Consider the following 25,185-nt stretch of genomic DNA (forward strand, 5'->3'; position numbering starts at 1 on the left):
GGCCGCGGGTCAGAACTGCGCGCTGGCAGACAGGGTCACGCTGTTCGAGGTGAAGCTGCCGGTGCCGAGCGTGACCGAGCCGCTGCGCGCCTGGTGCGCGAACCCGGCCGCCACCTGCACGGTCAGGCGCGGCGACCAGGTGGCGCGCACGCCGGCAGTGCGGATGGCATCGTGCAGGCCGTCCAGGCCGCCGAAGCCGCGGCGCGGATTGTAGTCGCGGCGCTCGACGACGGCATCGGCGTTCACCCGGATCCTGGCGCTCGCATCCCACTGGGCGCCGATGCTGGCGCCCTTGTTCAGCGTATAGCTCACCACGGTGCTCTCCAGCGGTGCGAAATCGCGCCAGACGGCGGCTTCGTAGCGCATCTTGCCGTGCGGCTGCCAGCTGGCCTTGGCCTTGCCGGCCACGCCGCTGGTCGCGCCTTCGCCGAACGACGGCTGGCGCCGGCGCGTGCTGCCGACCAGCGCGTCGAGCGTGGTGGCGCCGCTCGCCAGCCAGTTCACGTGCAGCTTGAGCTCGTCCTGGGTGAAATTGTCGTTGACGGCGACCGGGCCGACCGGGCGCGGGAACGGATAGCGCCCCCGCACCCGCCGTACCATCAGGCCGACCATGCTGTCGCTGCGCGCCATGTAGCCGAGCTCCAGTTCCGACGTGTCCTCGGTGCGGTCGTTGAAGCGCTGGCTGAACAGCTCGTAGATATACTTGTCGCGCTGGACGCCGGCGCGCGCGCGCCAGGACGGGTGGAAGCGCCAGTAGCCTTCCGCATACTGGCTGCGGTTCTTGCGCAGGTTGCGTTCGTTGCTGCGGAAGTCGGTGTACGGCGCCAGCACCTGCTGGTAGGTGGCGCCGATCTTGCCTTCCAGGTGGTTGCCGAGCTGCCAGTACCAGGTTGCTTGCCCATCTTTGCCATCGTAGTCGAGTTGCTTGAAATGGTCGAAGTTGGTTTTGGACAGCTTGGCCACGACAGAGATGCGTTGTCGGCTATATGTTTTGTCGAGTATCAAACCGCCTTCGCGCGTCCACCACGAATCGCTACGGGTGTTGTCGAAAGCCGGCTGATTGTCGGGCACGCGCAGCAGATTGTCGTCGTGGCCATAGGCCAGGTTGCCGATCACCTGCAGGGTATCGCCGGGCATGGCGCCGGCCGGCAGCGCCAGGACGGCGCACACGACGGGCACGAGAGGACGCAGGCGGGCGGGCAGCATGGTTGTTCATCCTCTCGAAGTGCGACACGACGAGCCCGATGAACGCGCCCGCCAGGTTTACCAGTACGACCAGTTGCCGGTCCAGACCACCCAGGCGCCCAGCAGGCCGTTGGTGACGGCATGCGCCAGGATCGGCGACCACAGCGTACGGTGGCGCATGTACAGCAGGCTGTACGCAGCGCCCGCGACGATGCCGGCAAGCCAAAGGTTATGCTCGAAGCCGAACAGAACGATGGTAATCGCGAAGCTCTTGAGTGTTATTTGAGATGGCGCAACGGTTTCAAAGTCGGACGCAACGACCCAACGCATCAGGAAAGAACGCCAGAACAATTCTTCCATCACGGGCACGACCAGCGCGGCGCCGGCGATGCGGAACGCCACCAGCAGCCAGTCGATGCGGCCGCCATTGCGCGGATCGAAGCCGGGGGACGAGCCCACCGTCATCCAGCCGGCGTCCAGGCTGACCCACAGCACCAGCACGGCGATGCCGGTGGCCATGGCGGTCAGTGCCGCGCGCAGTGCCGGGCGCGCCGTCCCGAGTTCGTGATAGTGCCGCCAGAACAGCGCCAGCAGCAGCGCCACCAGCCCGACCTTGACGGGATACAGCCAGCGCAGCGCGGCCGGCGCCACGCCCAGCCGCTCCAGCGCGTCGGCGATGACGATGAACAGCATGTAGGCCGCGAACGGCAGGATGCGCAGCCAGGCGGCGCGGTTGAGCATCGGCGCCTCGGCCGGTACACCGGCGGCGCCGGCAGGCGCGGCGGCCGATGACGATGCAGCCTGGCGGCGGTCTTGCGCGCGGTTCCGTTCGTCCTGCTGCTCGGTGTTGTGCTCGGTCATGTGCTCGCTAGTTTGGCCTGATCGGCAGGCGCCGGCCTGCATTCATTGCACGTGGCGCGCTCGTCACTCGCCCCTGGCGCGCGCTTCCAGCTTTTCCCAGCGTTCCAGCGCGTCAAGCAGCAATTCGTCGATTTCGGCATAGCGCGCATTGATCCTGCGCGCATCGGCCGGATTGGTCTTGTAGAAATCGGGACCGTTCAGCAGCGCGCTGATCGCCGACTGCTCGTCCTCGAGGCTGGCGATCTGCTGCGGCAATTCCTCCAGCTCGCGCTGGTCCTTGTAGCTGAGCTTGACCTTCTTCGCCGGCGCGGCCTGGACTGCGGGCGCGGCCTCGGCCGGCCTGGCCGCGGGCGCACCCGCCTTCGCGGCCGGCGCGGCGACCTGCACAGGCGCGCTCGACTTCACGCGTTCCCAATCGCTGTAGCCGCCGACGAATTCGCGCCAGCGGGCCTGCCCTTCGGACACGATCACTTCGGTCACCACGTTGTCCAGGAAGGTGCGGTCGTGGCTGACCAGGAACACGGTGCCGTCGTACTCGGTCAGCAGCTCTTCCAGCAATTCCAGCGTGTCGATGTCGAGGTCGTTGGTCGGTTCGTCCAGCACCAGGCAGTTGGCCGGCTTGGCGAACAGGCGCGCCAGCAACAGGCGGTTGCGCTCGCCGCCGGAGAGCGATTTCACCGGCGAACGCGCGCGTTCCGGCGCGAACAGGAAATCGCCCAGGTAGCTCATCACGTGCTTGCGCTGGCCGTTGACCTCGACCCAGTCGCTGCCCGGAGAAATGGTGTCGGCCAGCGTGGCTTCCTCGTTCAGCTGGGCGCGCATCTGGTCGAAGTAGGCCACGTTCAATTTGGTGCCCAGCTTGACCTTGCCGCTGTCGGCGGTCTCTTCGCCCAGGACGATTTTCAGCAGCGTCGTCTTGCCGGCGCCGTTGGGGCCGATCAGGCCGACCTTGTCGCCGCGCAGCACGGTACCGGTGAAGTCCTTGATGATGGCTTTCTCGCCATAGCTCTTGGAAACGTTTTCCAGTTCCGCCACGATCTTGCCGGAACGTTCGCCGGTGCCGATGTCGAGTCGCACCTGTCCCTGCTGGTCGCGCCGCGCCGAGCGCTCCAGGCGCAGGGCTTCCAGGCGCCGCACGCGGCCCTCGTCGCGGGTGCGACGTGCCTGCACGCCCTTGCGGATCCAGACCTCTTCCTGGGCCAGCACCTTGTCGAATTTGGCGTTCTCGATTTCCTCGTTGGCCAGCAGTTCGCGCTTGCGCTCCTGGTACTTGCTGAAGTTGCCGGGGAAGGACAGCAGACGGCCGCGGTCGAGCTCGATGATGCGGGTGGCCACGTTGTCGAGGAAGCGGCGGTCGTGGGTGATGAACAGCACCGAGCCGCGGAATTCGCGCAGCAAGCCTTCCAGCCACTGGATCGAGGTGAAGTCGAGGTGGTTGGTCGGCTCGTCCAGCAGCAGCACGTCGGGGCCGGACACCAGCGCCACGGCCAGCGCCACGCGCTTCTGCATGCCGCCCGACAGCGTGCCCATGCGCGCCTCGCCGTTCAGTCCCAGGCGATCCAGCGTGGTGTCGACCTTGTTGCCGAGGTTCCAGGCATCGGTGGCGTCGAGCTTGACCTGCAGTTCGTGCATGCGCTCCATCAGCGCGTCGTCGTTGCCCTGGCCGAACTGGCCGGTCAGCGCCTCGTACTCGGCCAGCATCGATTGCTGTTCGCCCATGCCGGCGGCGACCGCGTCGAACACGCTCGTCTCCGGGTCGAACACCGGCTCCTGCTCGACGTAGGCGATGATGATGCCCTGCTGCATGACCAGCAGCCCGTCGTCCAGGCGCGAACGGCCGGAGATGATTTTCAGCAGCGACGACTTGCCGGTGCCGTTGCGGCCGATGAGGCCGACGCGTTCGCCGGCCTCCAGGGAAAAGTCGGCGTGGTCGAGCAGTGCGACATGGCCGAAAGCCAATTGCGCAGATGTAAGGGAGATGACAGCCATGATCGTGAGCAGCGCCGCGCGCCGGTCGGCGGGCGGACAAAAGGGTCGATGAAGCGGGCATTGTACCGACTGGCACGACAACACTGCCAGTGCGTGCCGGAAAAGGCGGGAGAAAAACGGGGGATGGTATCGCCAGCAGGAATCGAACCTGCATCTAAGTCTTAGGAGGACCTTGTACTATCCATTGTACGATGGCGACACACCCTGTTGCAGCCGGCTATTCTACCCGATGGCCGGCGCTACCACAATCGTCCGCCAATGGCATCGTTCCTGCCCATGTGTGCATCCTGCAGCACGACACATTTTCTTTTTCGCGACGCTGGAAAACGATCCATATTCCGGCCGAATGATTTTATCCATTTTCTTTTTTCTTTTTGTATTCTCTAAGAAACTCTGCGCGTTCTTTTTTAAAAAGATTCATTTATTACAGAATGTAATTTAAGCCCTCCTTTTATTACAGAATGTAATGTAACAAGTTGTTGCGCGCTGCACAAATGCTCGGAATCCACATGTTATATTTTGCCCCGATGAATTCCCGGAGAAGGAATCGTCGTGCTGCGCCGTTTCGGTGCATTTCCCGGTTGATGCAACTTAAATCATGTGAAATGCACTGAAATGGATCGACCCAAGCCGTCAGCAAACTGATGTAATTTTCGTGTTTCCATTTTTTCCCATTGCTCGAAAACGATGGGTGCATGCCGATTCATATTCATAATTGTTTGCGAGGCCACATGAATACACAAACCCTAAAATACGATGTGCCGGCAGGTATCGTCGTATTTCTCGTCGCCCTGCCTTTATGCCTCGGCATTGCCCTGGCATCGGGCGCGCCTTTGTTTTCGGGCGTTATTTCCGGCATTATCGGCGGCATCGTGGTCGGCATGGCCAGCGGCTCGCAGACCAGCGTTAGCGGCCCCGCGGCCGGCCTGGCGGCGGTGGTGCTGGCGTCGATCACCAAGCTCGGCGCCTTCGACATCCTGCTGGTGGCCGTCCTCATCGCCGGCTTCCTGCAACTGGCCATGGGCCTGATGCGCGCCGGCTTCATCGCCAACTACGTGCCGTCGAACGTCATCAAGGGCTTGCTGGCGGCGATCGGCATCCTGCTGATCCTCAAGCAGATCCCGCATGCCATCGGCTACGACAGCAACGGCGACGACGCTTCCTTCGCGCAGGCCAACGGCGAAAACACCTTTTCCGTGATCGCCAACGCGTTCTCGATGATCACGCCGGGCGCGGTGGTCATCACCGCCGCCTCGCTGCTGGTGCTGCTGTACTGGGACCGCACCCCGCTGAAAAACGTCAAGCTGCTGCCGGCGCCCCTGTTCGTGGTCGCCATGGGCATCCTGCTGAACCTGGCGTTCAACAATTTCTTCCCGGCGCTGCAGATCGAACCGGCGCACCTGGTCGACATCCCGCCGATCGATACCAACAATCTCGGCGCCTACGTGCAGCTGCCGGACCTGGCCCATCTCGCCAATCCGGACGTCTGGATGGTCGGCTTCACCATCGCCATCGTGGCGTCGCTGGAAACGCTGCTGAACATCGAAGCGGTCGACAAGATCGATCCGCACAAGCGCGAAACGCCGCCCAACCGCGAGCTGCTGGCGCAAGGCGTGGGCAACATCTGCGCCGGCTTCCTGGGCGGCCTGCCGGTCACCTCGGTGATCGTGCGCAGCTCGGTCAATATCCAGAACGACAACCGCACCAAGGTCTCCGCGGTCCTGCACGGCATCCTGCTGCTGGTCAGCGTGGTGGCACTGAGCCCCTTGATCAACATGATTCCGCTGTCGGCCCTGGCCGCGATCCTGATCGTCACCGGCTACAAGCTGACCAAGACCTCGCTGTTCCGCGACATGTACCTGAAAGGCTGGTCGCAATTCGCGCCCTTCATCATCACCATCCTGGCGATCGTGTTCACCGACCTGTTGAAGGGCGTGCTGATCGGCCTGGCCGCCAGCCTGTTCTTCCTGTTGCGCAGCAACTTCCGCAATCCGTTCTCGATCGAGCAATACCGCCTGCACATCGGCGACGTCATCAAGATGGAGTTGCCGAACCAGGTCTCGTTCCTGAACAAGGCCACCATCAAGACCGCCCTGTGGGAAGTGCCGGACGGCGCCAAGGTGCTGATCGACGCCAGCAACGCCGACTACATCGACAACGACGTGCTGGAAACGATCGAGGATTTCCGCGTCAGCGCCGCCGAACGCAACGTGCGCCTGAACGTGATCGGCCTGCGCGACAAGTACCAGATGCAGGACCCGATCCAGTTCGTGCCCGCCCTCGACAAGGAAACGCAGAACAAGCTGCGCCCTGCGGAAATCCTGCAACTGCTGCGCGACGGTAACGAACGCTTCCGCAGCGGACGCTGGACCAAGAAGTACTACGAACAGCAGGTGGATGCGACCGCCACCGGCCAGCACCCGATGGCCGTCGTGGTCAACTGCATCGACTCGCGCACTTCGCCGGAAATCATCTTCGACGCCGGCCTGGGCGACCTGCTGACGATCCGCATCGCCGGCAACGTGATCAGCCGCGAGATCATCGGCAGCCTGGAGATCGCGCACAAGCTGGGCGCCAAGCTGATCGTGGTGAAGGGCCACTCCAGCTGCGGCGCCGTCGGCCTGGCGCTGCAGGACGAGCATGCCCACAGCGTCGAGGCGATCACCGGCAAGATCCGGCGCGCGGTGGCGCAGTGCGGCTGCGGCAGTGCGCACGGCGCCGCGCCCGACAAGGCGGCGCTGGAACGGGTGACGCGCCAGAACATCCAGAACTCGCTGGCCGACATCATCGACGGCAGCGAATTCCTGCGCGGCTGCGTCGCGCGCGGCGAGATGGGCCTGGTCGGCGCCTACCACGACATCGCCGCCAGGACGGTCGATTTCGGCACCCCGGTCACGGGCGCCGACATCGCACGCCGCCATCCGTCGGCGGCCGGCGCGGCGGCCTGATGCCTTGACGGCGCGCGCGCCCCGCGCGGCTCAGGCCGGCAAGCGGCGCGCCGCCACGGTCTGGCGCAGCACGGCGGCGCGCGCCGCATCCAGCGCCGCGGACAGCGCTTGCGGCGTGCTCTCGTCCACAGCGTTCGACGCAGCATCGGCCGCTGCAGCCTTCATCTCCACGGTGCCCGGCGCCAGCCGCGCCTGCAGTGCCGCCAGCCCCGCGGCGGCACCGTCCAGCCCCAGCATGCGGCATCCTTCGGCCAGGCGCGCCAGGCGCTCGTACACGGCGCCGGCATGGCCGTCCGCCAGCATCGGCGCGAGTTCCGCGGCGGCCGCATCCAGCTGGCGCTGCAGGCCGCCCAGGTACAGCAGCAGGCGCGCGCCGTCGATGCCCAGGCGGCGCGCGGTGGCGCCCGGCTCCTCGTCGAAGGTGGCGAGGGCGGCGGCGCCCTCCTCCCCGCGCGCCGACGGCAACGCCAGGCGCGCCAGGTGCGCGCACACCCTGGCGCTGTCGAAGGGTTTCACGATGTAGCCGTCGGCGCCCAGCGCCATCGCCTGTTCCATGGTGGCGCTGTCGGCGGCCGCCGAGACCAGTACGAAGGGCAGCTTGGCGAAACGCGCGTCGGCGCGCATCCGGGCCAGCAGCTCCATGCCGGACAGGCGCGGCATGCGCAGGTCGCAGAACAGCATGGCCGGACGCGCGCCGGCCTGCAGCAGTTGCCAGGCCTGTTCGCCGTCCTCGGCTTCCAGCACGTCGAAGTCGACGCTGCCGGCCGCACCCAGGCCGCCGCAGTCGCCGTCGGCGCTGCCGGCCGTATCGACCAGGTGCATCAGTACCATGCGCGACACCACGTCGTCGTCGATGATCAGGACTTGCACGGCGCCTCCCTGAGGATATTGTTCTGCGGCAAATTATACAGATCGCCTGGCAGCACGCCGGCGTGCGCACGATTGCGCCGTGCGGCCGTTCACGCCATGGTTTCCTCGAAACGCGCCAGCAACAGCAGCAGGTGCGGCATGCCGCCGCGCAGCAGGTCGAGGCGGCCGCCGTCGGCGGCGCGTTCCAGCTCACCGCACAGGGCGTGCAGCTCGGTTTCGCCCAGGTAGCCGGCGCTGCCGCGCATGCCGTGCAGCAGGCGTGCGGCGGCCTCCAGGTCGGGCGCCTGCAGCGCCGCCTCCAGCTCGGCGCGGCGGCTCGGCAGGTCGGACAGGAAAGCGCTGCGCATGCGACCGCGCAGGTCGCCGGCGCGCCGTCCGGCGTTCTGCGCCGCCGCCACCGCCGCCGGCGGCGGTCCGGTCAACACGCCGAACATGGCGTCGAGGTCGGCGGTGCTGGGCGCACCCTGGCCGGGTGCGGCGGCGGGCTGCGCCGGCATCGGGGCCAGCACGATGCCGCGCTGCTGCTGGCGCTCGATGGCGCGGGTCAGGTGGAAATGCAGCTGGCCCTCGTCGATCGGCTTGGTGAGGAAGGCATCCATCCCGCACGCCAGGTAACGCGTGCGGTCTTCCTCGCTGGCGTTGGCGGTCAGCGCCACGATCATCAGGTGGCGGTCGAGCACCGGCGCCTCGGGCGGGCCGCCGGCGCGGATCAGGCGGGTGGCGCTGGCGCCGTCCATGTCCGGCATGCGCCCGTCCATCAGGACCAGGTCGTAGCGCGTGCGCGCGCAGGCGGCCACCGCCAGGCGGCCGTTGTCGACCACGTCGACCTGGTGGCCCTGCTCTTCCAGCATCATGCGCACGATGATCTGGTTGGTCGGGTAATCCTCGGCGCACAGCACGCGCAGGCAGTGGGTGTGCGGCTGGCGCGGCTGCAGTTCGACCAGCGGCGGCTGCACCCCGTCCGGCATGGGCAGCACGAAGCTGAAGGTGCTGCCCCGACCCGGCGTGCTGACGGCGCCGATGGTACCGTCCATCAGCTCGACCAGCTGGCGGCAGATCGCCAGCCCGAGGCCGGTGCCGCCGTAGCGCCGCGTGGTGGTGGCGTCGGCCTGCTCGAACTGCTGGAACAGGCGCGGCAGCGCGTCGGCGTCGATGCCGATGCCGGTGTCCTCGACCGAGAAGCGGATCATGTTGCTGCGCGCCGCATCCTGCTGGTCTTCCAGGCGGCGCTCGACGCGCACGCTGACAGTGCCGCTGTGGGTGAACTTGAAGGCGTTGCCGACCAGGTTGACCAGGATCTGGCGCAGCCGGGTCGGGTCGCCCACCACGTAGCGCGGCAAGTCGTGGTCGAGGTGCACGGTGAAGCCGACGCTGTGCGCCCCGGCTTGCTCCTCGAACAGCGTGACCACCTGCGCGATGGTGTCGTCGAGCGCGAAGTCGATGTTCTCGATGGTCAGCTTGCCGGCCTCGATCTTGGAAAAATCGAGCAGGTCGTTGATGATCGCCAGCAGCGACTGGGCATTGGCCTGGCCGCGCAGGATCTGCTCGCGCGTGGAATCCTTGAGCTGGCCGTCGCGCAGCGCGAATCCGAGCATGCCGATCACGCCGGCCAGCGGCGTGCGCATCTCGTGGCTCATGTTGGCCAGGAATTCCGACTTCTGGCGCGTGGCGTCCTCGGCGCGGCGCTTGGCCTGGTACAGGCGCTCCTCGTTTTCCTGCAGGGCGCCGTTGGCATGGGCCAGTTCGTCGGTGCGGCGCCGCACCTGGCGCTGCTGCTCGCGCAGTTCCGCGGTCTGGCGCTCCAGCTGGCGGTTCTGCTGCTCGATTTCCTCGGTGCGCGCGCCGACCTGGTGTTCCAGCTGCTCCTTCTGGCGGCGCAGCTCGTCCACGCGGTAGCGGTACAGGCCGTAGCCGACGCCGAGCGCCAGCAGGCCGCCCAGGCTGCGGAACCACCAGGTCTTCCAGTACGGCGGCAGGATCGTGATCTCCAGCGTGGCCGCGCTGTCGCTCCAGATGCGGTCCTTGTTGGCGGCGCGCACCTGGAACACGTAGGTGCCGGGGTCCAGGTTGGTGTAGGTGGCGAAGCGCTTGGCGGCGTCGGCCTCGATCCATTCCTGGTCGAAGCCGGCCAGGCGGTAGGCGAAGCGGTTGCGCTGCGGCGCGGCGAAGTGCAGCGCCGAGAATTCGATCGAGAACACCGCATCCGCGGCCGGCAGCGTGATCGCGGCGGCGCGCTCGATCGGTCCCGACAGCAGCCCCGGATGCGCCTGTTCCACCGGCTGGCCGAAGATGCGCAGGCCGGTGATCACGGCGCGCGGCGCGATCAGGTTGTCGTGCAGCGCGCGCGGGTTGAAGGCGGTGATGCCGGTGTTGCCGCCGAAGTACAGGGTGCCGTCCGCGGTGCGCAGGGCCGAGGCGTCGAAATAGGCGCCCTCGGTGGTGCCGTCGGCGGAATTGTAGTGGCGCCAGCCGCCGCTGGCGGGATCCAGGCGCGACAACCCGCTGGAGGTGCTGACCCAGATGTAGCCGTCCATGTCTTCCAGCATGGCGGCGACCGCGTCGTCTTCCAGGCCGTCGCGCCGCGTGTAGCGCTGGAAGCGCGGCATGCCGTTGGGACCGATCACCATGCGGTTCAGGCCCACCGCGGTGCCGACCCACAGCGTGCCGTGGCGGTCTTCCAGCAGGTAGTGCACTTCGTCGTGGCTGAGGCTGGCCGGATCGTTGGGGTCGTGGTGGAAGTGGCGGAACTTGCCGGTGGCGCGGTCCAGCAGGTCGAGGCCGTCGAAGGTACCGATCCACAGGCGGCCGTTGCGGTCTTCCAGCATCGGCCGCACCACGTTGTCGGACAGGCTGGCGCTCGACGCCGGGTCGTGCTGGTACGTCACCAGCGCGCCGCCGTCCGGATCGAGCCGGTGCAGGCCGCCGCGGGTGGCGATCCACAGCATGCCGTCGCGCGTGACCAGCAGGTTGCGCACGTAGTTGGCGTCGATGTCGCCCGAGAGCGAGCGGCGCGTCATGCGCCCGCTCTTCGGATCGAAGCGCGCCAGGCCCTTGGCGGCGCCGGCCCAGATCGCACCGTCGTGGCCGATGGCGACCGCGGTGGCCATGGCGTCGCCGGTGAGCCCGGCCGCCGCCGGCGCCATCCGGTAGGTGGTCTCGAGGCCGCTGTCCTGGTCGAAGCGGTGCAGGCCGCCGTTGGTGGCCAGCCACAGCTTGCCGGCGGCGTCGGCGGCGATGCCGCGCACCTTGTTTTCTTCCAGCGCGGCCGGCACGTCGGCGCCGCGCACGATGCGCGCGAAACCGCCGCCGCCCATGTCGGCGCGCGACACGCCGCCGTACCAGGTGCCGACCCAGAAGGTGCCGACGTGGTCGCCGTATAGCGCCGATACCTGGTTGTCGCCCAGGCTGTAGTTGTCGGTGATGCGGTGCGGATGCTGCTCGAAGCGGTTCGCCGCCGGCAGCCAGCGGAACAGGCCGTGGTCGTGCGAACCGGCCCACACCTGGCGCTCGGCGTCCTGGTACAGCACGCTGATCTCGCCCGCGGGAATGCCTTGCGCCGCGCCGAAGCCGCGCGGCGTGCGCCCGTCGGGGAGGACGCCGTCCGGCATGCGCCGCTCCAGGCCGCCCGAACTGCCGACCCACAGGCCCTGGCCGGCGTCCACCAGCAGCGCCTTGATGTCGTCGTGCGGACCGCCGCGCGCGGAAGGGTGATGGCCGAAGGCGCCGCCTTCCGGCCCCAGGCTGTCGAGGCCGGCCGCCGTGCCGATCCACAGGCGCCCGCGCGCGTCCAGCGCCAGCGAAGTCAGCCTGTCGGACGCCAGGCTGTCGGGCACGCCGGGAATGTGGTGCCAGATGGTGAAGGCGCCGCTGGCGATGTCGAAGTGCTGCAGGCCATCGGCGGTGGCCAGCCACAGGCCGTCCTTGCCGTCGTCCAGGATGGCGCGGATATGGCGGTTGCCGTTGCCGCGCTTGGCCGGCTCGCGCGGCTGGAAGTGGGTGAAGGCGTTGGTGAGCGGCTCGTAGCGGTCCAGGCCGCCGTCGGTGCCGATCCAGAGCCGGCCCTTGCGGTCGACGTACAGCACCCGCACCCAGTTGTTGACCAGGGTGCGGCGGTCGCCGACCACGTTGCGGAAATTGGTGAAGCGGTAGCCGTCGTAGCGCGACACCCCGGACTGGGTGCCGAACCACATGAAGCCGTCCTGGTCCTGGACGATCGCCAGCACCGATTCCTGCGCCAGGCCGTCTTCCACCGACAGGTGCTCGAAGCGCAGCGTCGGCACCGGTGCCCCCGTGGCCGGCGCCAGCGGCAGCAGCATGGAAAGCAGGAGCAGGCGAAGGAGCAGCAGCGGCGCCAGGCAGGCCGCCGCCATCCGGCGCAGGCGGGCGCCGGGAAGCGGGTACGGGCGCGTCATGCGCGGCCGGCCGCCAGGCTGCGGCGGTGAATGGGGAAAGTGCGCCGATCGGCGGCGATCATCAGCGTATATTGTTCAATGTCCACGCGGCAAGATTAACAAAGCTTGCCGCCTTTGCGTTGAATAAATACGTTTTTATCTACAATCTAGTCGCCTTTTGCCACACCTTCGCGGCGCGGATCGGCGCCGCCGAACCACAAGGGCACCCCGTGCACCTGGATCCGCGCCACGCCCTGCAGGCCGGAAGTCTGCTCGCCGATGCGCACCGCGTGCCCGCGCGCCTGCAGCGCCTTGACCTCGGCGGCCGGGAAGCGCCCCGCTTCCAGCTCGGTCGGGCCGTTGCGGCTGCCGAAGTTGGGCAGCGCGATCGCCTGCTGCATGTTCAGGCCCCAGTCCAGCGTGCCGACCAGCACCTTGGCCACGTAGTTGATGATCAGGGGACCGCCGGGCGAACCCACCGCTTCCACGAACTTGCCGCTCTGCTTGTCGAACACGATGGTCGGGCTCATCGCGCTGCGCGGGCGCTTGCCCGGCTCGACCCGGTTGGCGATCGGTCCGCTGGCATCAGCCGAATCGAAGGAAAAGTCGGTCAGCTGGTTGTTCAGGATGAAGCCGTCGACCATCTGGCGCGAGCCGAACGCATCCTCGACGCTAGTGGTCATCGACAGGCCGGCGCCGTACTGGTCGACCGCCACCACGTGCGAGGTCGAATGCGCCTCGATCGAATTGTCGAGGCCCCAGTGCCAGGCCATGTCCACGCCCGGCGGATGGCCGGCCGGCGCCTTGCCCATCGAGCGCGCGCCGATCAGCGCCGCGCGCTGGGCCAGGTAGGTCTTGTCGAGCAACGCCGGCAGGCCGCGCCCCGGCAGCGGCACGAAGTCGGTGTCGGCGGCGTAGCGGTCGCGGTCGGCATAGGCCAGGCGGCCGGCTTCCGAGAACAGGTGCACCGCGTCGGCGCCGGGGATGCCGTTGGCGGGCGCCAGTGCCTTCAGGTCGCGCGTCTCCAGCATGCCCAGCATCTGCGCCACGGCGATGCCGCCCGAGGACGGCGGCGGCATGCCGCACACGGTATAGCTGCGGTAGTCGTTGCACACCGGCTCGCGCAGCTTGGGTTGATACGCGGCGATGTCGGCCGCGCTGAGCAGGCCCGGATTGGTCGGGTGGCCCTTGACCTTGGCCTCGATGTCGCGCGCGATGCGGCCGGTATAGAACACGCCGGCGCCGCCGTCGGCGATCTCGCGCAGCGTGCGCGCCAGGTCCGGGTTCTTCAGCACGTGCCCGACCGGCCACGGCTTGCCGTCCGGTCCATAGAAGTAGGCGCGCGCGGTCGGGTCCTTGCGGATGTAGGCGTCGCCGGCCAGCAGGCTGTTCAGGCGCGGGCTGACGGCGAAGCCGTTTTCCGACAGGCGGATGGCCGGCGCGAACAGGGTCTTCCAGGGCAGCTTGCCGTGCTGGCGGTGCGCCAGTTCCAGCATGCGCAGCACGCCCGGCGCGCCGGTCGAGCGCCCGCCGACGATGCCCTCGCTGCGCGACAGCGGGGTGCCGTCCGCATGCTGGAACAGGTGTTCGTCGGCCTTCGAGGGCGCGGTCTCGCGGCCGTCGAAGGCTTGCACCTTCTTGCCGTCGTAGTACATCAAGAAGGCGCCGCCGCCGATGCCGGACGACTGCGGCTCGACCAGGGTCAGCACCAGCTGGGTGGCGATGGCGGCGTCGATCGCCGTGCCGCCCTGCTTGAGCATCTCGTAGCCCGCCTCGACCGCCAGCGGATTGGCGGCCGCCACCATGTACTTGCGCGCGGCCCAGCCAGCCTTTTCCTGCCAGCCGCTGGCCGCCTCGGGCGCCTGCTGCAGCACGGTCGGCGCCGCATCCTGGGCCAGCGCGGTGCCGGCCGCGCCGAGGGCGCTGCCGAAGGCGCTTGCCAATGCGAGGGCGGACAGGGCGCCGCGCACGCCGGCGGCAAGGGTGGGCAATTGCAAGGTCATCATCGATTCTCCGGTCGTCAGTACGGCCGCGCGCAGGCCGGTTTCCATGCCGGCCGCGCGCGATACAACGGAGCATCGTACCTCAAATTGCCAAAGCGCTCACAGGCGCGCCGGCGCGGCTTACTTCGGCTGCATGCGGATCGCCCCGTCCAGGCGGATCGTCTCGCCGTTGAGCATCACGTTCTCGATGATGGTGCGCGCCAGGTGCGCGTACTCGGCCGGCATGCCCAGGCGCGGCGGGAACGGCACCATCGCGCCCAGCGCGTCGCGCACTTCCTGCGGCATGCCCATCAGCATCGGCGTCTCGAAGATGCCGGGTGCGATCGTCATCACGCGGATGCCGCTGCGCGCCAGGTCGCGCGCCATCGGCAGCGTCATCCCCGCCACGCCGGCCTTGGAGGCGCCGTAGGCGGCCTGGCCGATCTGGCCGTCGAAGGCGGCCACCGAGGCGGTATTGATGATCACGCCGCGCTCGCCGTGTTCGCCGGCATCCTGCCTGGCGATGGCGTCGGCCGCTAGGCGGCACAGGTTGAAGGTGCCGACCAGGTTGATGTTGATAGCGCGCTGGAACGCGTCGAGCGGATGCGGACCGTCCTTGCCGACCGTCTTGATGGCGGGCGCCACGCCGGCGCAATTGACCAGGCCGCGCAGCAGGCCCAGCGCCAGCGCCGCCTCGACCACGGCCTGGCCGTCCGCTTCGCGCGTCACGTCGCACTGGACGAAGCGCGCCCTCGCCTGTCCGCCCGCCAGCTCGGCGGCCAGCGCCATGCCGGCCTCGGCCTGGACGTCGGCCAGCACGACCTTGCCCCCGGCCTGCACGAGCATGCGCGCGGTGGCGGCGCCGAGGCCGGAAGCGCCGCCGGTGACGATGAATACGTTGTTCTGGATTTGCATGTGGTTGTCTCCAAGGTTGGGACGCGCGGCCAGGCGCCGGATGCGCCCGAGCGCGTCCATTACGTTTACGTAAACGTCAACGCTCGGATTGTAGACGCTTTCGGCCGGCGGCGGCGAGTGCTCAGCAGGTGCCGAGGCGCATGTTGATCGGCCATGACACCGGGCGCTTCCTGCCGGGATCGCCCCAGGCCGCGGCGATGTCGTGCGCGAACGCCGCCAGCAGGTCTTCCCTGCCCGCTTCGCGCGCGCCGCGCACGGCCGACCAGGTCGACACGTAGCCGAGGAAGTCGGACAAGTCCCATTCCAGGCGGATATCCATGGGCGGCGCGCGGCGTTCCTCGAACGGAAAGGCGATGCCGGCGTAGCCGGTGTCGACCAGCTTGCGTTCCGGCGGCCAGTACGGCCCGATGCCTTCGGCATAAAAGCGCTGGAAGTGCGCGTCGAGCGGCGCCTCCATGCGCAGCACGCCGTAGCTGACCAGCGCCAGCGCGGCCCGCGGCGCGGCGATGCGCCGCACCTCCGCATAAAACGCCGGCAGGTCGAACCAGTGCGCGGCCTGGGCCGCCGTGACCAGGCTGACGCTGCCGTCGTCCACTGGCAGGCGCTCGGCCGGCGCGCAGCGGTAGGCGATGCGCGCGTCCGGCGCGGCGTTGGCGATCTGGTCGGCGCTGGGATCGGCGCCGATCACCTGGTCGAAACACGGCGCCAGCAGCTTCGTCAATTGCCCGTTGCCGCAGCCGACGTCGAGCGCGCAGCGCAGGTCCGGCGCCGCCGATGCCAGGAAGGCGGCGAGCGCGGCCGGATAGTCCGGGCGGAAGCGGGCGTAGGCCTGGCCGCCCCGGTCGAACGGGTTGCGTGCGGGTGCGTCATCGATCGTCATGGATGTCCTTTCCTGTTACCCGCGCTTGCCGGGCGCGCCGGCAACCACCGGTTGGCTGGCTTTAGAGCGTATCCCAGTCGCCCGGAGTCGCTATTGCCGCGCCTGACAAACGGGCGCTGCGTTGCTTCCGTTCGCCATGCATCGGCACTCGCTTCCCCCTGTCTACTGGGATACGCTCTTAGAAACATTGCACCGTGGCGCCGGTGCGCGCACAGGCGCGCCCGCTGCTGCTCACGCCGGCGTTGCCGCTGCCGATGCCGTTGTAGACGGCGCCGCCGGCATCGGTGCAGACCCCGCCCACGCAAGCGTTGATGGCGGTCGAGCTCGGCACCGCCGGCCGCGGCGCCGTGGCCGGCGGCGGCACCGGCACGCTCCCGACGGGGATGCCGGCCGCCAGCTCGTTTCCGGCAGGCTGCAGCGGGCGCGGCGCCAGCGCACCGGGCGCCTGCCAGGCAGGATGGCGGCGTGCGCCGGCGCGCGCGCCGCGCTGGGACTGGCCGGCCGGCCCGGCTTGCGCCGACGGCTGCCCCTGCGGCTGGGCCTGGCGCGCCTGGCTGTCGGTTTCGTCGTGTACCTCGGCCGGGTCCTTGCGCGCCGCGTCGGCCGCCTGTGGATCCAGCACCGGTCCGTACGACGGTCCGGCCGCGGCGGTGCCCGGCGACGTGTCCGCCGATCTGGCGGCGCCCGGCGCCGCAGCCCCAGCCGCGCCGGCCGCGCCGGCATGTTGGCCGGCCGCGGCCGCGGCTGCCGCTGGCTGGCCGGTATCGCCGGCTTCGTCGGCGATGGTGGCGGCGCGGTTGGCGCGGTCGGTCCGTTCGGTCTGGCGCCGGGTCGACGCATTGCCCTCGCCCGTGCCGGCCGGCGTGGACGGGCGGACCGCCTGGGCCTGCCGGGCCTTCTGGATCGCCTGGGCCTGGCGTGCCTGCTGGGCCGGCTGGGCGGCCTGCGGCTGGGTCGCTTGCGGCTGGGCCGCTTGCTGCTGGGCGGCTTGTACTTCGCGCGCCTGCACCGCCTGTGCCGGCAGCGCCGTCCACGCGAACAACATCGCCAGCGCCAGTGCTTGCAGCGGCGACTGCGCCGTCTTCGCTTGCCGCCGGGACGACGGCGATCGGATCGGTTCCATGCTGGGTCCTCCACTCCTGGTTTGCGCTGTTCGTCCTACTTTAGCGCAGGTGCGGCGAACGCGGCGCTGGCATGCCATCCAGATATTTCCTGAACGAAGGCTGCGCCAGCCGCAGGCGGCCTCGTGCCATCATGCCCGGCCGGCGGCATTGCCAGGCATCCTGCCCGGCAGGCGCCGCCGCCCGATTGTGGAGAAACGATGAAACGAATGGACGAGATCGGCAGCGGCGAGCATGTGCGCGGCCCGCAGGATGCGGCGCTGACCCTGGTCGAATACGGCGACTTCCAATGCCCGTTCTGCGCCCGCGCGCATGCGGCCCTGGCCGCGATCGGCGAGGAACTGGGCAAGAAGCTGGGCGGTATCCGCCTGGTGTACCGCCACCTGCCGCTGGAACAGCTGCACCCGCTGGCCGGACTGGCGGCGGAGGCGGCCGAGGCGGCCGCCGCCCAGGGCCGCTTCTGGGACATGCACGACGCCCTGCTGGAACGGCAGCGCGAGGTGACCGGCGAACAGGACCTGGCGTTGCTGGCCGAGCGCCTCGACCTGGACACCGAGCGATTCCGCGACGACCTGCTGCAGCGGCGCCACCGGACACGGGTGCTGGAAGACGCCGAACGCGCGCACCGCGACGGGGCCAGCGGCACGCCGAGCTTTTTCATCAACGGCGTGCGTTACCAGGGCGATTCGGACCGGGAATCGCTGGAAATGGCGCTGCGCGAGGCGGCGCGGCGGTAGCGGTCCCGCCATGTCGGGCGTCGGCGTGGCGGTGCCGAGGATAGCCGTTACCGTAGGGCCGGATGCGGCGCAGAATCGAGGATGCCGATCACCGCGTGGACGGCATCGAGGCGGCAGGATGATCTGCCGTCACGGTAGAGTCGTCCACCCTACGCGTCACTGGCTTGTCGAAAGATGACGGCGGCCGGTTCGCCGTGGCGTCGGTGACGGCGAGCCAGCCGCCGGCCGGCAGCACCGGCACCAGCAGCAGCGCCACGATATTGATGATCTTGATGAGCGGGTTGACCGCTGGGCCGGCCGTGTCCTTGTACGGGTCGCCCACGGTGTCGCCGGTCACTGCCGCCTTGTGCGCGTCCGATCCCTTGCCGCCGTACTGGCCGTCCTCGATGTATTTCTTGGCATTGTCCCAGGCGCCGCCGCCGGTGGTCATCGAGATCGCCACGAACAGGCCGGTGACGATGGTCCCCATCAGCATCCCGCCCAGGGCCACCGGCCCCAGCAGCATGCCGACCGCGACCGGCACCAGCACCGGCAGCAGCGAGGGCAGCACCATCTCGCGGATCGCCGAGGCGGTCAGCAGGTCGACCGCACGGTCGTATTCCGGCTTGCCGGTGCCGGCCATGATGCCGACGATATCGCGGAACTGGCGCCGTACCTCGATCACCACCGCCCCGGCCGCGCGCCCCACCGCCTCCATCGCCAGCGCCCCGAACAAATAGGGGATCAGGCCGCCGATGAACAGGCCGACGATCACCATCGGGTCCGACAGCTCGAAGGCGACGCGGGCGCCGCCCGCCGCCAGCGCGTGCGTGTAGTCGGCGAACAGCACCAGCGCCGCCAGCCCGGCCGAACCGATCGCATAGCCCTTGGTGACGGCCTTGGTGGTGTTGCCGACCGCATCCAGCGGATCGGTGACGGCGCGCACCCGCTCCGGCATGCCGCTCATCTCGGCGATGCCGCCGGCGTTGTCGGTGATCGGCCCGTAGGCATCGAGGGCAACGATGATGCCGGCCATCGACAGCATCGCGGTGGCGGCGATGGCGATGCCGTACAGGCCGCCGAAGCGGTAGGCCAGCAGGATCGCCGCGCACACCATTAGCACCGGCCAGGCGGTGGCCTTCATCGACACGCCGAGGCCGGCGATGATGTTGGTGCCCGGCCCGGTGGTCGAGGCTTCGGCGATGTGGCGCACCGGCTTGAAGTCGGTGCCGGTGTAGTACTCGGTGATGTAGACCATCGACGCGGTCAGGGCGATGCCGACCAGCGCGCAGCCGAGCATGTGCCAGCGCATGGCGCCGTCCGCCCACACCAGCCAGGTGACCACGCCGAAGCCGATCAGCGACAGCCCGGCCGACCACCACAGTCCGGTGTACAGCGCCGCCATGATCTTGTGGCCGGGGCGGATCCTGACCAGCGAGCAGCCGACGATCGAGGCCAGGATCGAGACGCCGCCCAGCAGCAGCGGGTACAGCATGGCGGCGCCGGCACTGCCCGCCCCTGCCGCGCCGGCGCCGGCCGGCACCACCAGCGCCCCCAGCAGCATGGTCGCCACCAGGGTCACGACGTAGGTCTCGAACAGGTCGGCCGCCATGCCGGCGCAGTCGCCGACGTTGTCGCCCACGTTGTCGGCGATCACGGCGGGGTTGCGCGGATCGTCCTCGGGAATGCCGGCCTCGACCTTGCCGACCAGGTCGGCGCCGACGTCGGCGCCCTTGGTGAAGATACCGCCGCCCAGGCGCGCGAAGATCGAGATCAGCGAGGCGCCGAAGGCCAGGCCGACCAGCGGCTGGATCGCGTCATGGGCGGAAAGAGAGCCGTCGGCGCGCGCGGTCAGTATCCAGTAGAACAGCGACACCCCCAGCAGCCCGAGCCCGACCACCAGCATGCCGGTGATGGCGCCGCCGCGAAAGGCCACGTGCAGCGCCTGGTCCAGCCCCTGCGAGGCGGCCTGGGCGGTGCGCACGTTGGCGCGCACCGAGACGTTCATGCCGATGAAGCCGCAGGCCGCCGACAGCAGCGCGCCGGCCAGGAAGCCGGCGGCGGTCGGCACGCCGAGCAGGAAGAAGACGATGGCCAGCAGGACGATGCCGACGATGCCGATGGTGCGGTACTGGCGCGCCAGGTAGGCCGAGGCCCCCTGCTGGATCGCCAGCGAGATTTCCTGCATGCGGCCGCTGCCGGGGTCCTGGTGCAGCACCCAGCTGCGCGACCACAATCCGTACCCTACCGCGATGACGCCGCACGCGACGGCGAAGATGAGCTGCGTGGCTGCCATGTCGTCCCCCTCATCGTTGATCAAGTACACCACACGTTTGAAAGGCAGCCTGTTGCGCGCTGCCTGCCTGCTGCGTACTGCGAAACGTTGATCCGGAATCGATAGAGGACGGTTGAACGCGTGGACGGCAGAGCCGTCCACGCTACCTGTCATGCCGTCGTTGAAACAACAAACAACCGCCGCGGCATGCGGCGGCCTTGTCTTGCCGTTACTCGGACAGCGCCGCAAACGCCGCGTCGCGCACCTGCTCGACCGGGCCGACGCCGGTGATCTTGCGGTATTTCGGGGCGCCGGGCAGGCCGGATTGCGCCCACTTGCCGTAGTAGCCCAGCAGCACTTCGGTCTGCGTGTGGAACACGTCCAGGCGCTTCTTGACGGTCTCTTCCTTGTCGTCGTCGCGCTGCACCAGCGGCTCGCCGGTGACGTCGTCGACGCCTTCCGCCTTGGGCGGATTGAATTTGACGTGGTACACGCGGCCCGAGGCCGGGTGCGAACGGCGGCCGCTCATGCGCTCGACGATCATGTCGTCCGGCACGTCGATTTCCAGCACGTAGTCGACCGCGACGCCGCTGTCCTTCATGGCGTCGGCCTGCGCGATGGTGCGCGGGAAACCGTCGAACAGGTAGCCGTTCTCGCAATCCGCTTCCTTCAGGCGCTCCTTCACCAGCCCGATGATGATGTCGTCCGACACCAGCTGGCCCGCATCCATCACTTTTTTCGCCGCCAGGCCGAGTTCGCTGCCGGCCTTGATCGCCGCGCGCAGCATGTCGCCGGTAGAGATCTGGGGAATGTTGAATTTTTCTTTGATGAAATTGGCCTGGGTGCCTTTGCCGGCGCCAGGTGCCCCTAACAGAATGAGACGCATGAAGGATTTCCTAAAAGGTTTTGATAACAGTTATACACGCTGCATTTTGGTGCAGCGCAATGACCGAGTTTGATGCAAATTTGACTAAATGATCCGAAACTTACCATGAAAGCGGCCCCAAAAGCCACTGGCCGGCCGCGATCGATCGACCCGTTGAGCTGGCGCAGACGCGCTATGACAACATTTCCAACAAGATCAAGACTGGTAGAAAAGTCGCACCCGCGCGAGGTCGTCCGGCGTGTCCACGCCGGCATGCGGCGCCGCGTCGGTCACGTGGACCGCGATCGGCACGCCGTGCCACAGGACGCGCAACTGTTCCAGCGCTTCGATGGTTTCCAGCGGCGACGTTTCCAGTTGCGGATAGGCTTGCAGGAAGGCGTTGCTGTAGGCGTACAGCCCGATATGGCGCAGCGGCACATAGCCTGGCGGGAGCGTGGCACGATCGGCGGCGAAGCCGTCGCGGTGCCAGGGGATGGTGGCGCGCGAAAAGTACAGGGCGCGGCCGGCCTTGTCGAGCACGACCTTGACCACGTTCGGATTGAAGGCGTCGTGCGCATCCGCCAGCGGGTGGGCGCAGGTGGCCATCGGCACCTCCGGCCCGATGCGGGCGGCGCAGGCCGCCAGCAGCGCCGGATCGATCAGCGGTTCGTCGCCCTGCAGGTTGACCACCACCGCATCCGGCGCCAGGCCGAGCGCGCGCGCCACTTCGGCGATGCGATCGGTGCCGGACGCATGGTCGGCGCGCGTCATGCAGGCTTCGATGCCGTGCGCGGCGCAGGCGGCGGCAATGTCCGGATGGTCGGTGGCGACGATGATGCGCGCGGCGCCGGACTCGCGCGCGCGCTCGGCCACGCGCACCACCATCGGCTTGCCGCCCAGGTCGGCCAGCGGCTTGTTCGGCAGCCGGGTCGAGGCCAGGCGCGCCGGGATGATGACGATGAAACCCATGCCGCCTACAGCGCCGGCTCGATCTTGCGCGCCTGGTCGGCCCACATGATCGGGATGCCGTCGCGCACCGGATAGGCCAGGCGGTCCGGGCGGCAGGTCAGTTCCTGGGCTTTCTTGTCATATTCGAGCGGTCCCTTGCACAGCGGGCAGACCAGGATATCAAGCAGTCGGGCGTCCACGACATTTCTCCACGATTTGGGCGGCCAGCGCGGAATCGATCCGCGCCGCCACCGGCACGACCCACAGGCGCGGATCGTTGTTGATGTTTTCAAGTTGCCGACATTTTACTGCATCCTTCTCGGTCACCAGGATGACGTCGGCATCCAGCGCCCGGAACGGGTCGTCGAGGAAGTCGTGGTGGTCGGGCAGCGCCAGTTCCTGCACCTGCAATCCGGCTGCGCGCAGCATGGCGAAAAAGCGGCCCGGATTGCCGATGCCGGCGGCGGCCACGATGCGCCGGCCGCGGAAATCCGCCAGCGGCCGGCGCTCGCCCGCATCGGCCAGGCGCTCCGCCGTGTCGCCGGCCAGCACCATGCGGAACGGCGCCCCGCCCACCGCCGCCGCCAGGTCCGCGCCGAGCTCGGGCGCGTTCACCACCGTGAAATCGCGCCGGCGCGAAGGCGGCTCGCGCAGCGGGCCGGCCGGCAGGGTCCAGCCATTGCCGACGCCGCGCCCGTCGAACAACAGCACCTCGACGTCGCGCTGCAGGGCGTAGTGCTGCAGGCCGTCGTCGGCGATCAGCACGTCCACCTGCGGATGCAAGGCCAGCAGGCGCCGTCCGGCCTCGGCGCGGCGCCGGCCCACCACCACCGGACAGCCGGTGCGCGCGGCGATCAGGAGCGGCTCGTCGCCGACCGCGCGCGCGCTCGACCCCGGCAATACTTCGCGCGGCGCACCGGCGCCGGCGTCCGCGCCGTCCTGCTTGCCGCCGTGCCCGCGCGAGATCACGCCCGGCCGCAAGCCGGCCGCCATCAATTGCTCGGCCAGCCAGATGGTCAACGGGGTCTTGCCGGTGCCACCGATAAAGATATTTCCGACCACGATCACCGGTACCGGCAAGCGTTCGGAGCGCAGCGCGCCGGCGCGGAACAGCGCGGCGCGCAGTGCCGCGAGCAGGCGAAACAGCAGCGACAGCGGCCACAAGGCCATGGCCAGCGGACCGCGCCGCAGCCAGGCGCGCGTGAGAGTCGATTCGAGGGAAGATGCCATGCGGTGCGGGCGGCGCGCGCCCGCTCCCCTTATTTCTGGGTGCTGCTCTGGGCGGCGAAGGTCAGCCTGTCGTAGCCGGCCAGGCGCGCTGCTTCCAGCACGTTGATCACCATCTGGTGCATGGCGAACTGGTCGGCGTTGACGATCACCACCGGGTCGCGCGCCGGCTGCGCCAGGGGCTGGCCATCGGCGCCGGTAGTGGCGGCGCGCTTGAGGTCCTCGGCCAGGCCGGCCACGCCGTGGAACGAGACGGGCACGTTGTTGACCGTGTAGTTACCCTTGGCGTCGACCGTGACGTTGATCTCGAACGGCTTGTCGACCGCCTTGGCGGCGTCGGCGGTCGGCAGCGTGATCTGCAGTTCGGTGAACTTGCTGTAGGTGGTCGTGACCATCAGGAAGATCAGCACCACCAGCAGCACGTCGATGAACGGGATCAGGTTGATTTCCGGATCCTCGCGCTTGCGGCCGCGGCGAAAGTCGATCATTTGCGCGCACCGTGGACGACGTCGACGAACTTCACCGACTGCAGTTCCATGTCGATGATGAAGCTGTCGACCAGCGCGCGGAAGTGGCGGTAGGCGACCAGGGTCGGCATCGCGATCGCCAGGCCGAAGCCGGTGTTGTACAGCGCCACCGAGATGCCGTGCGCCAGCTGGGCCGGGTTGGCGCCGCTGGCGTTCTGGGCGCCGAAGATCTCGATCATGCCGACCACGGTGCCGAACAGACCCATCAGCGGCGCCAGCGAGGCGATGGTGCCGAGCGTGGTGAGGAAACGCTCGAGCACGTGCGCCACGCCCCTGCCCGCTTCCTCGATCGATTCCTTCATCACGTCGCGCGGCGCGTCGACGTTGCGCAGCGCCGCCGCCAGCACGGTGCCGAGCGGCGAATTCTGCTGCAGCTTGTCGATGATGTCGGGCGTGACCTTACCGCCGCGATACACCTGGATGACTTCGTCGAGCAGCTGGCGCGGCAGGATCTTTTCGCGACGCAGGTAGATCAGGCGTTCGACGATCAGGGCGAGGGCGATGACGGAAGCGAGCAGCAGGAACCAGATGGGCCAGCCGGCCGCTTGGAGAATGGCGAGCAAAACGAACTCCCGAATAAATGGAAAAACAACGCGACAGGGAATTGCGCAATGTAACGTGTCGGCCGCTTTGCGGCAAGTAGGGTTCTGCACACATTCTGTGGATAAAAGTGTGTGCAATGGACCTCTCCACCGACGATGCCGTTGATTCTTATAGGATATTCTTCAGTGCGCAAAAAGACGGCATCCAAAATATCGCATTGCCAGAAGTAACTTTTTGATGCTCAAGAGATGTAGTTGCCCACAATTTCTGTGGATAGATGTGTGCGGAAGTTCATTTCCAAATAGCAAGTCATTGATTTTATTAAGAAATGTAATTCCGCGCAATAAATGGGCAGCTTGAATCGGACTACATCTGTGCTCATGACAAAGGCTTTTTCACAATTTATGTGGATAAAATTGTGTGCAAGGGTATGTTGTGAACTCTAAGTAATTGATTTTAAAAACTTATCAATCTCCGCCTAATTTTTGCGCATACTGCATGTTCGCAGCATGGCTGGCAGCGGCCGGAGCCAGTCGGCAGCGCGCGCGCCCTACCCAACATCCGCCAGAATATGCGCCGGGCATAGCGCATGACTGTTCACAAAAACTGTGGAAAAAGATGTGAGCAAACATTTCCTTCTCGATGCAAGCCTTTGATTCGAAGAGATTTTTCTGCATTCGCCTGCTTTTGAGGCATTCGGCGCTTGTCCACATGCCGATAGTGGCTGCTCACCGTACGAGGCCCCATGGGGAAAGCTGCCGATCGTAACTGGTATAGTGCTGCCTGCCACGGCGTCTCGAGCAGGCCCGCACAAGCCATTGCGGCTTTGCTGCGAGTCAATGAGCACCGACGACTTCGCGGGATCGGTTCAGCAGGGACACGATCAGCGATACGCACCGGTATTCACATAAATTGTGGAAAACGATGTGAGCAAGCGGCCTC

At 67.8% G+C, this 25,185-nt stretch carries 18 protein-coding genes and 1 tRNA gene; 2 read left to right on the forward strand and 17 right to left on the reverse strand.

From position 1 onward, the window contains the following. Positions 1–9: 9 nt before the first annotated feature. The 4 genes from epsL to HH212_RS01030 all read right to left on the reverse strand — a co-directional run bounded on the left by epsL (position 10) and on the right by HH212_RS01030 (position 4,234). The gene (gene epsL, locus HH212_RS01015) at positions 10–1,206 is read right to left on the reverse strand and encodes an XrtB/PEP-CTERM-associated polysaccharide biosynthesis outer membrane protein EpsL (protein ID WP_169433690.1); all 1,197 of its coding nucleotides are present in this window, start codon (positions 1,204–1,206) and stop codon (positions 10–12) included. A gap of 57 nt (positions 1,207–1,263) precedes the next feature. Next, the gene (locus tag HH212_RS01020; protein WP_308633234.1) at positions 1,264–2,046 is read right to left on the reverse strand and encodes a CAAX prenyl protease-related protein; all 783 of its coding nucleotides are present in this window, start codon (positions 2,044–2,046) and stop codon (positions 1,264–1,266) included. A 63-nt stretch (positions 2,047–2,109) separates the two neighbouring features. Beyond that, positions 2,110–4,035, reverse strand: coding sequence for an ATP-binding cassette domain-containing protein (locus HH212_RS01025; RefSeq protein WP_169433691.1), 1,926 nt, complete (start codon positions 4,033–4,035; stop codon positions 2,110–2,112). A gap of 124 nt (positions 4,036–4,159) precedes the next feature. Then, positions 4,160–4,234 (reverse strand) — tRNA-Arg (locus tag HH212_RS01030). Between the two features lie 532 nt (positions 4,235–4,766). On the opposite strand from HH212_RS01030, the gene HH212_RS01035 reads away from it, so the two are divergent. Then, positions 4,767–6,983 carry a bifunctional SulP family inorganic anion transporter/carbonic anhydrase gene (locus tag HH212_RS01035; protein ID WP_169433692.1) on the forward strand — a complete coding sequence of 739 codons (2,217 nt, stop codon included), beginning with the start codon at positions 4,767–4,769 and terminating at the stop codon, positions 6,981–6,983. A gap of 30 nt (positions 6,984–7,013) precedes the next feature. On the opposite strand, the gene HH212_RS01040 is transcribed toward HH212_RS01035, so the two are convergent. From HH212_RS01040 to HH212_RS01065, 6 genes are all read right to left on the reverse strand, one after another. Further along, positions 7,014–7,853 carry a response regulator gene (locus HH212_RS01040; protein ID WP_169433693.1) on the reverse strand — a complete coding sequence of 280 codons (840 nt, stop codon included), beginning with the start codon at positions 7,851–7,853 and terminating at the stop codon, positions 7,014–7,016. A gap of 89 nt (positions 7,854–7,942) precedes the next feature. Continuing rightward, positions 7,943–12,265, reverse strand: coding sequence for a hybrid sensor histidine kinase/response regulator (locus HH212_RS01045; RefSeq protein WP_229217505.1), 4,323 nt, complete (start codon positions 12,263–12,265; stop codon positions 7,943–7,945). A 146-nt stretch (positions 12,266–12,411) separates the two neighbouring features. After that, positions 12,412–14,250 (reverse strand): gamma-glutamyltransferase, encoded by a 1,839-nt coding sequence (gene ggt / locus HH212_RS01050; RefSeq protein ID WP_170205186.1) that lies wholly within the window; start codon positions 14,248–14,250, stop codon positions 12,412–12,414. A gap of 117 nt (positions 14,251–14,367) precedes the next feature. Continuing rightward, entirely contained in the window at positions 14,368–15,141 is a 774-nt protein-coding gene (locus tag HH212_RS01055; protein ID WP_169433694.1) for a 3-hydroxyacyl-CoA dehydrogenase, read from the reverse strand. Between the two features lie 121 nt (positions 15,142–15,262). Next, on the reverse strand, positions 15,263–16,021 hold the full coding sequence (locus HH212_RS01060; RefSeq protein WP_169433695.1) for a class I SAM-dependent methyltransferase: 759 nt from the start codon (positions 16,019–16,021) through the stop codon (positions 15,263–15,265). Positions 16,022–16,199: 178 nt separating this feature from the next. Continuing rightward, on the reverse strand, positions 16,200–17,144 hold the full coding sequence (locus HH212_RS01065) for a hypothetical protein (RefSeq protein ID WP_169433696.1): 945 nt from the start codon (positions 17,142–17,144) through the stop codon (positions 16,200–16,202). Positions 17,145–17,342: 198 nt separating this feature from the next. Here HH212_RS01065 and HH212_RS01070 point away from each other — a divergent pair, with 198 nt between their 5' ends. After that, positions 17,343–17,879, forward strand: coding sequence for a DsbA family protein (locus HH212_RS01070; protein ID WP_169433697.1), 537 nt, complete (start codon positions 17,343–17,345; stop codon positions 17,877–17,879). An 88-nt stretch (positions 17,880–17,967) separates the two neighbouring features. Here HH212_RS01070 and HH212_RS01075 read toward each other — a convergent pair whose 3' ends face one another. From HH212_RS01075 to HH212_RS01105, 7 genes are all read right to left on the reverse strand, one after another. Then, positions 17,968–20,154, reverse strand: a complete 2,187-nt coding sequence (locus HH212_RS01075; RefSeq protein WP_169433698.1) for a sodium-translocating pyrophosphatase — start codon at positions 20,152–20,154, stop codon at positions 17,968–17,970. 208 nt (positions 20,155–20,362) lie between these two features. Further along, on the reverse strand, positions 20,363–21,019 hold the full coding sequence (gene adk, locus HH212_RS01080) for an adenylate kinase (RefSeq protein WP_169433699.1): 657 nt from the start codon (positions 21,017–21,019) through the stop codon (positions 20,363–20,365). Positions 21,020–21,214: 195 nt separating this feature from the next. Further along, entirely contained in the window at positions 21,215–21,967 is a 753-nt protein-coding gene (kdsB, locus tag HH212_RS01085; RefSeq protein WP_169433700.1) for a 3-deoxy-manno-octulosonate cytidylyltransferase, read from the reverse strand. Between the two features lie 5 nt (positions 21,968–21,972). Further along, on the reverse strand, positions 21,973–22,146 hold the full coding sequence (locus HH212_RS01090; RefSeq protein WP_169433701.1) for a Trm112 family protein: 174 nt from the start codon (positions 22,144–22,146) through the stop codon (positions 21,973–21,975). Next, a complete protein-coding gene (lpxK, locus tag HH212_RS01095; protein ID WP_169433702.1) occupies positions 22,127–23,176 on the reverse strand; it encodes a tetraacyldisaccharide 4'-kinase in 1,050 nt (349 codons plus the stop codon). Before lpxK ends, HH212_RS01090 begins: the two co-directional genes overlap by 20 nt. A 29-nt stretch (positions 23,177–23,205) precedes the next feature. Then, positions 23,206–23,658 carry an ExbD/TolR family protein gene (locus tag HH212_RS01100; protein ID WP_170205187.1) on the reverse strand — a complete coding sequence of 151 codons (453 nt, stop codon included), beginning with the start codon at positions 23,656–23,658 and terminating at the stop codon, positions 23,206–23,208. Next, complete coding sequence (locus HH212_RS01105) at positions 23,658–24,263, reverse strand: MotA/TolQ/ExbB proton channel family protein (RefSeq protein WP_169433703.1); 606 nt, start codon at positions 24,261–24,263, stop codon at positions 23,658–23,660. Before HH212_RS01105 ends, HH212_RS01100 begins: the two co-directional genes overlap by 1 nt. Positions 24,264–25,185 lie beyond the last annotated feature (922 nt).

The sequence above is a fragment of the Massilia forsythiae genome, assembly GCF_012849555.1.
Lineage (GTDB): Bacteria > Pseudomonadota > Gammaproteobacteria > Burkholderiales > Burkholderiaceae_D > Telluria > Telluria forsythiae.

What these genes read in the sequence shown, in the direction of transcription:
- HH212_RS01075 (WP_169433698.1), bottom strand. Translation starts at nt 20,154, where the DNA reads ATGGCAGCCACGCAGCTCATCTTCGCCGTCGCGTGCGGCGTCATCGCG.
- HH212_RS01020 (WP_308633234.1), bottom strand. Translation starts at nt 2,046, where the DNA reads ATGACCGAGCACAACACCGAGCAGCAGGACGAACGGAACCGCGCGCAA.
- lpxK (WP_169433702.1), bottom strand. Translation starts at nt 23,176, where the DNA reads ATGGCATCTTCCCTCGAATCGACTCTCACGCGCGCCTGGCTGCGGCGC.
- HH212_RS01070 (WP_169433697.1), top strand. Translation starts at nt 17,343, where the DNA reads ATGAAACGAATGGACGAGATCGGCAGCGGCGAGCATGTGCGCGGCCCG.
- epsL (WP_169433690.1), bottom strand. Translation starts at nt 1,206, where the DNA reads ATGCTGCCCGCCCGCCTGCGTCCTCTCGTGCCCGTCGTGTGCGCCGTC.
- HH212_RS01060 (WP_169433695.1), bottom strand. Translation starts at nt 16,021, where the DNA reads ATGACGATCGATGACGCACCCGCACGCAACCCGTTCGACCGGGGCGGC.
- HH212_RS01065 (WP_169433696.1), bottom strand. Translation starts at nt 17,144, where the DNA reads ATGGAACCGATCCGATCGCCGTCGTCCCGGCGGCAAGCGAAGACGGCG.
- HH212_RS01025 (WP_169433691.1), bottom strand. Translation starts at nt 4,035, where the DNA reads ATGGCTGTCATCTCCCTTACATCTGCGCAATTGGCTTTCGGCCATGTC.
- HH212_RS01035 (WP_169433692.1), top strand. Translation starts at nt 4,767, where the DNA reads ATGAATACACAAACCCTAAAATACGATGTGCCGGCAGGTATCGTCGTA.
- HH212_RS01045 (WP_229217505.1), bottom strand. Translation starts at nt 12,265, where the DNA reads ATGACGCGCCCGTACCCGCTTCCCGGCGCCCGCCTGCGCCGGATGGCG.
- ggt (WP_170205186.1), bottom strand. Translation starts at nt 14,250, where the DNA reads ATGATGACCTTGCAATTGCCCACCCTTGCCGCCGGCGTGCGCGGCGCC.
- adk (WP_169433699.1), bottom strand. Translation starts at nt 21,019, where the DNA reads ATGCGTCTCATTCTGTTAGGGGCACCTGGCGCCGGCAAAGGCACCCAG.
- HH212_RS01055 (WP_169433694.1), bottom strand. Translation starts at nt 15,141, where the DNA reads ATGCAAATCCAGAACAACGTATTCATCGTCACCGGCGGCGCTTCCGGC.
- kdsB (WP_169433700.1), bottom strand. Translation starts at nt 21,967, where the DNA reads ATGGGTTTCATCGTCATCATCCCGGCGCGCCTGGCCTCGACCCGGCTG.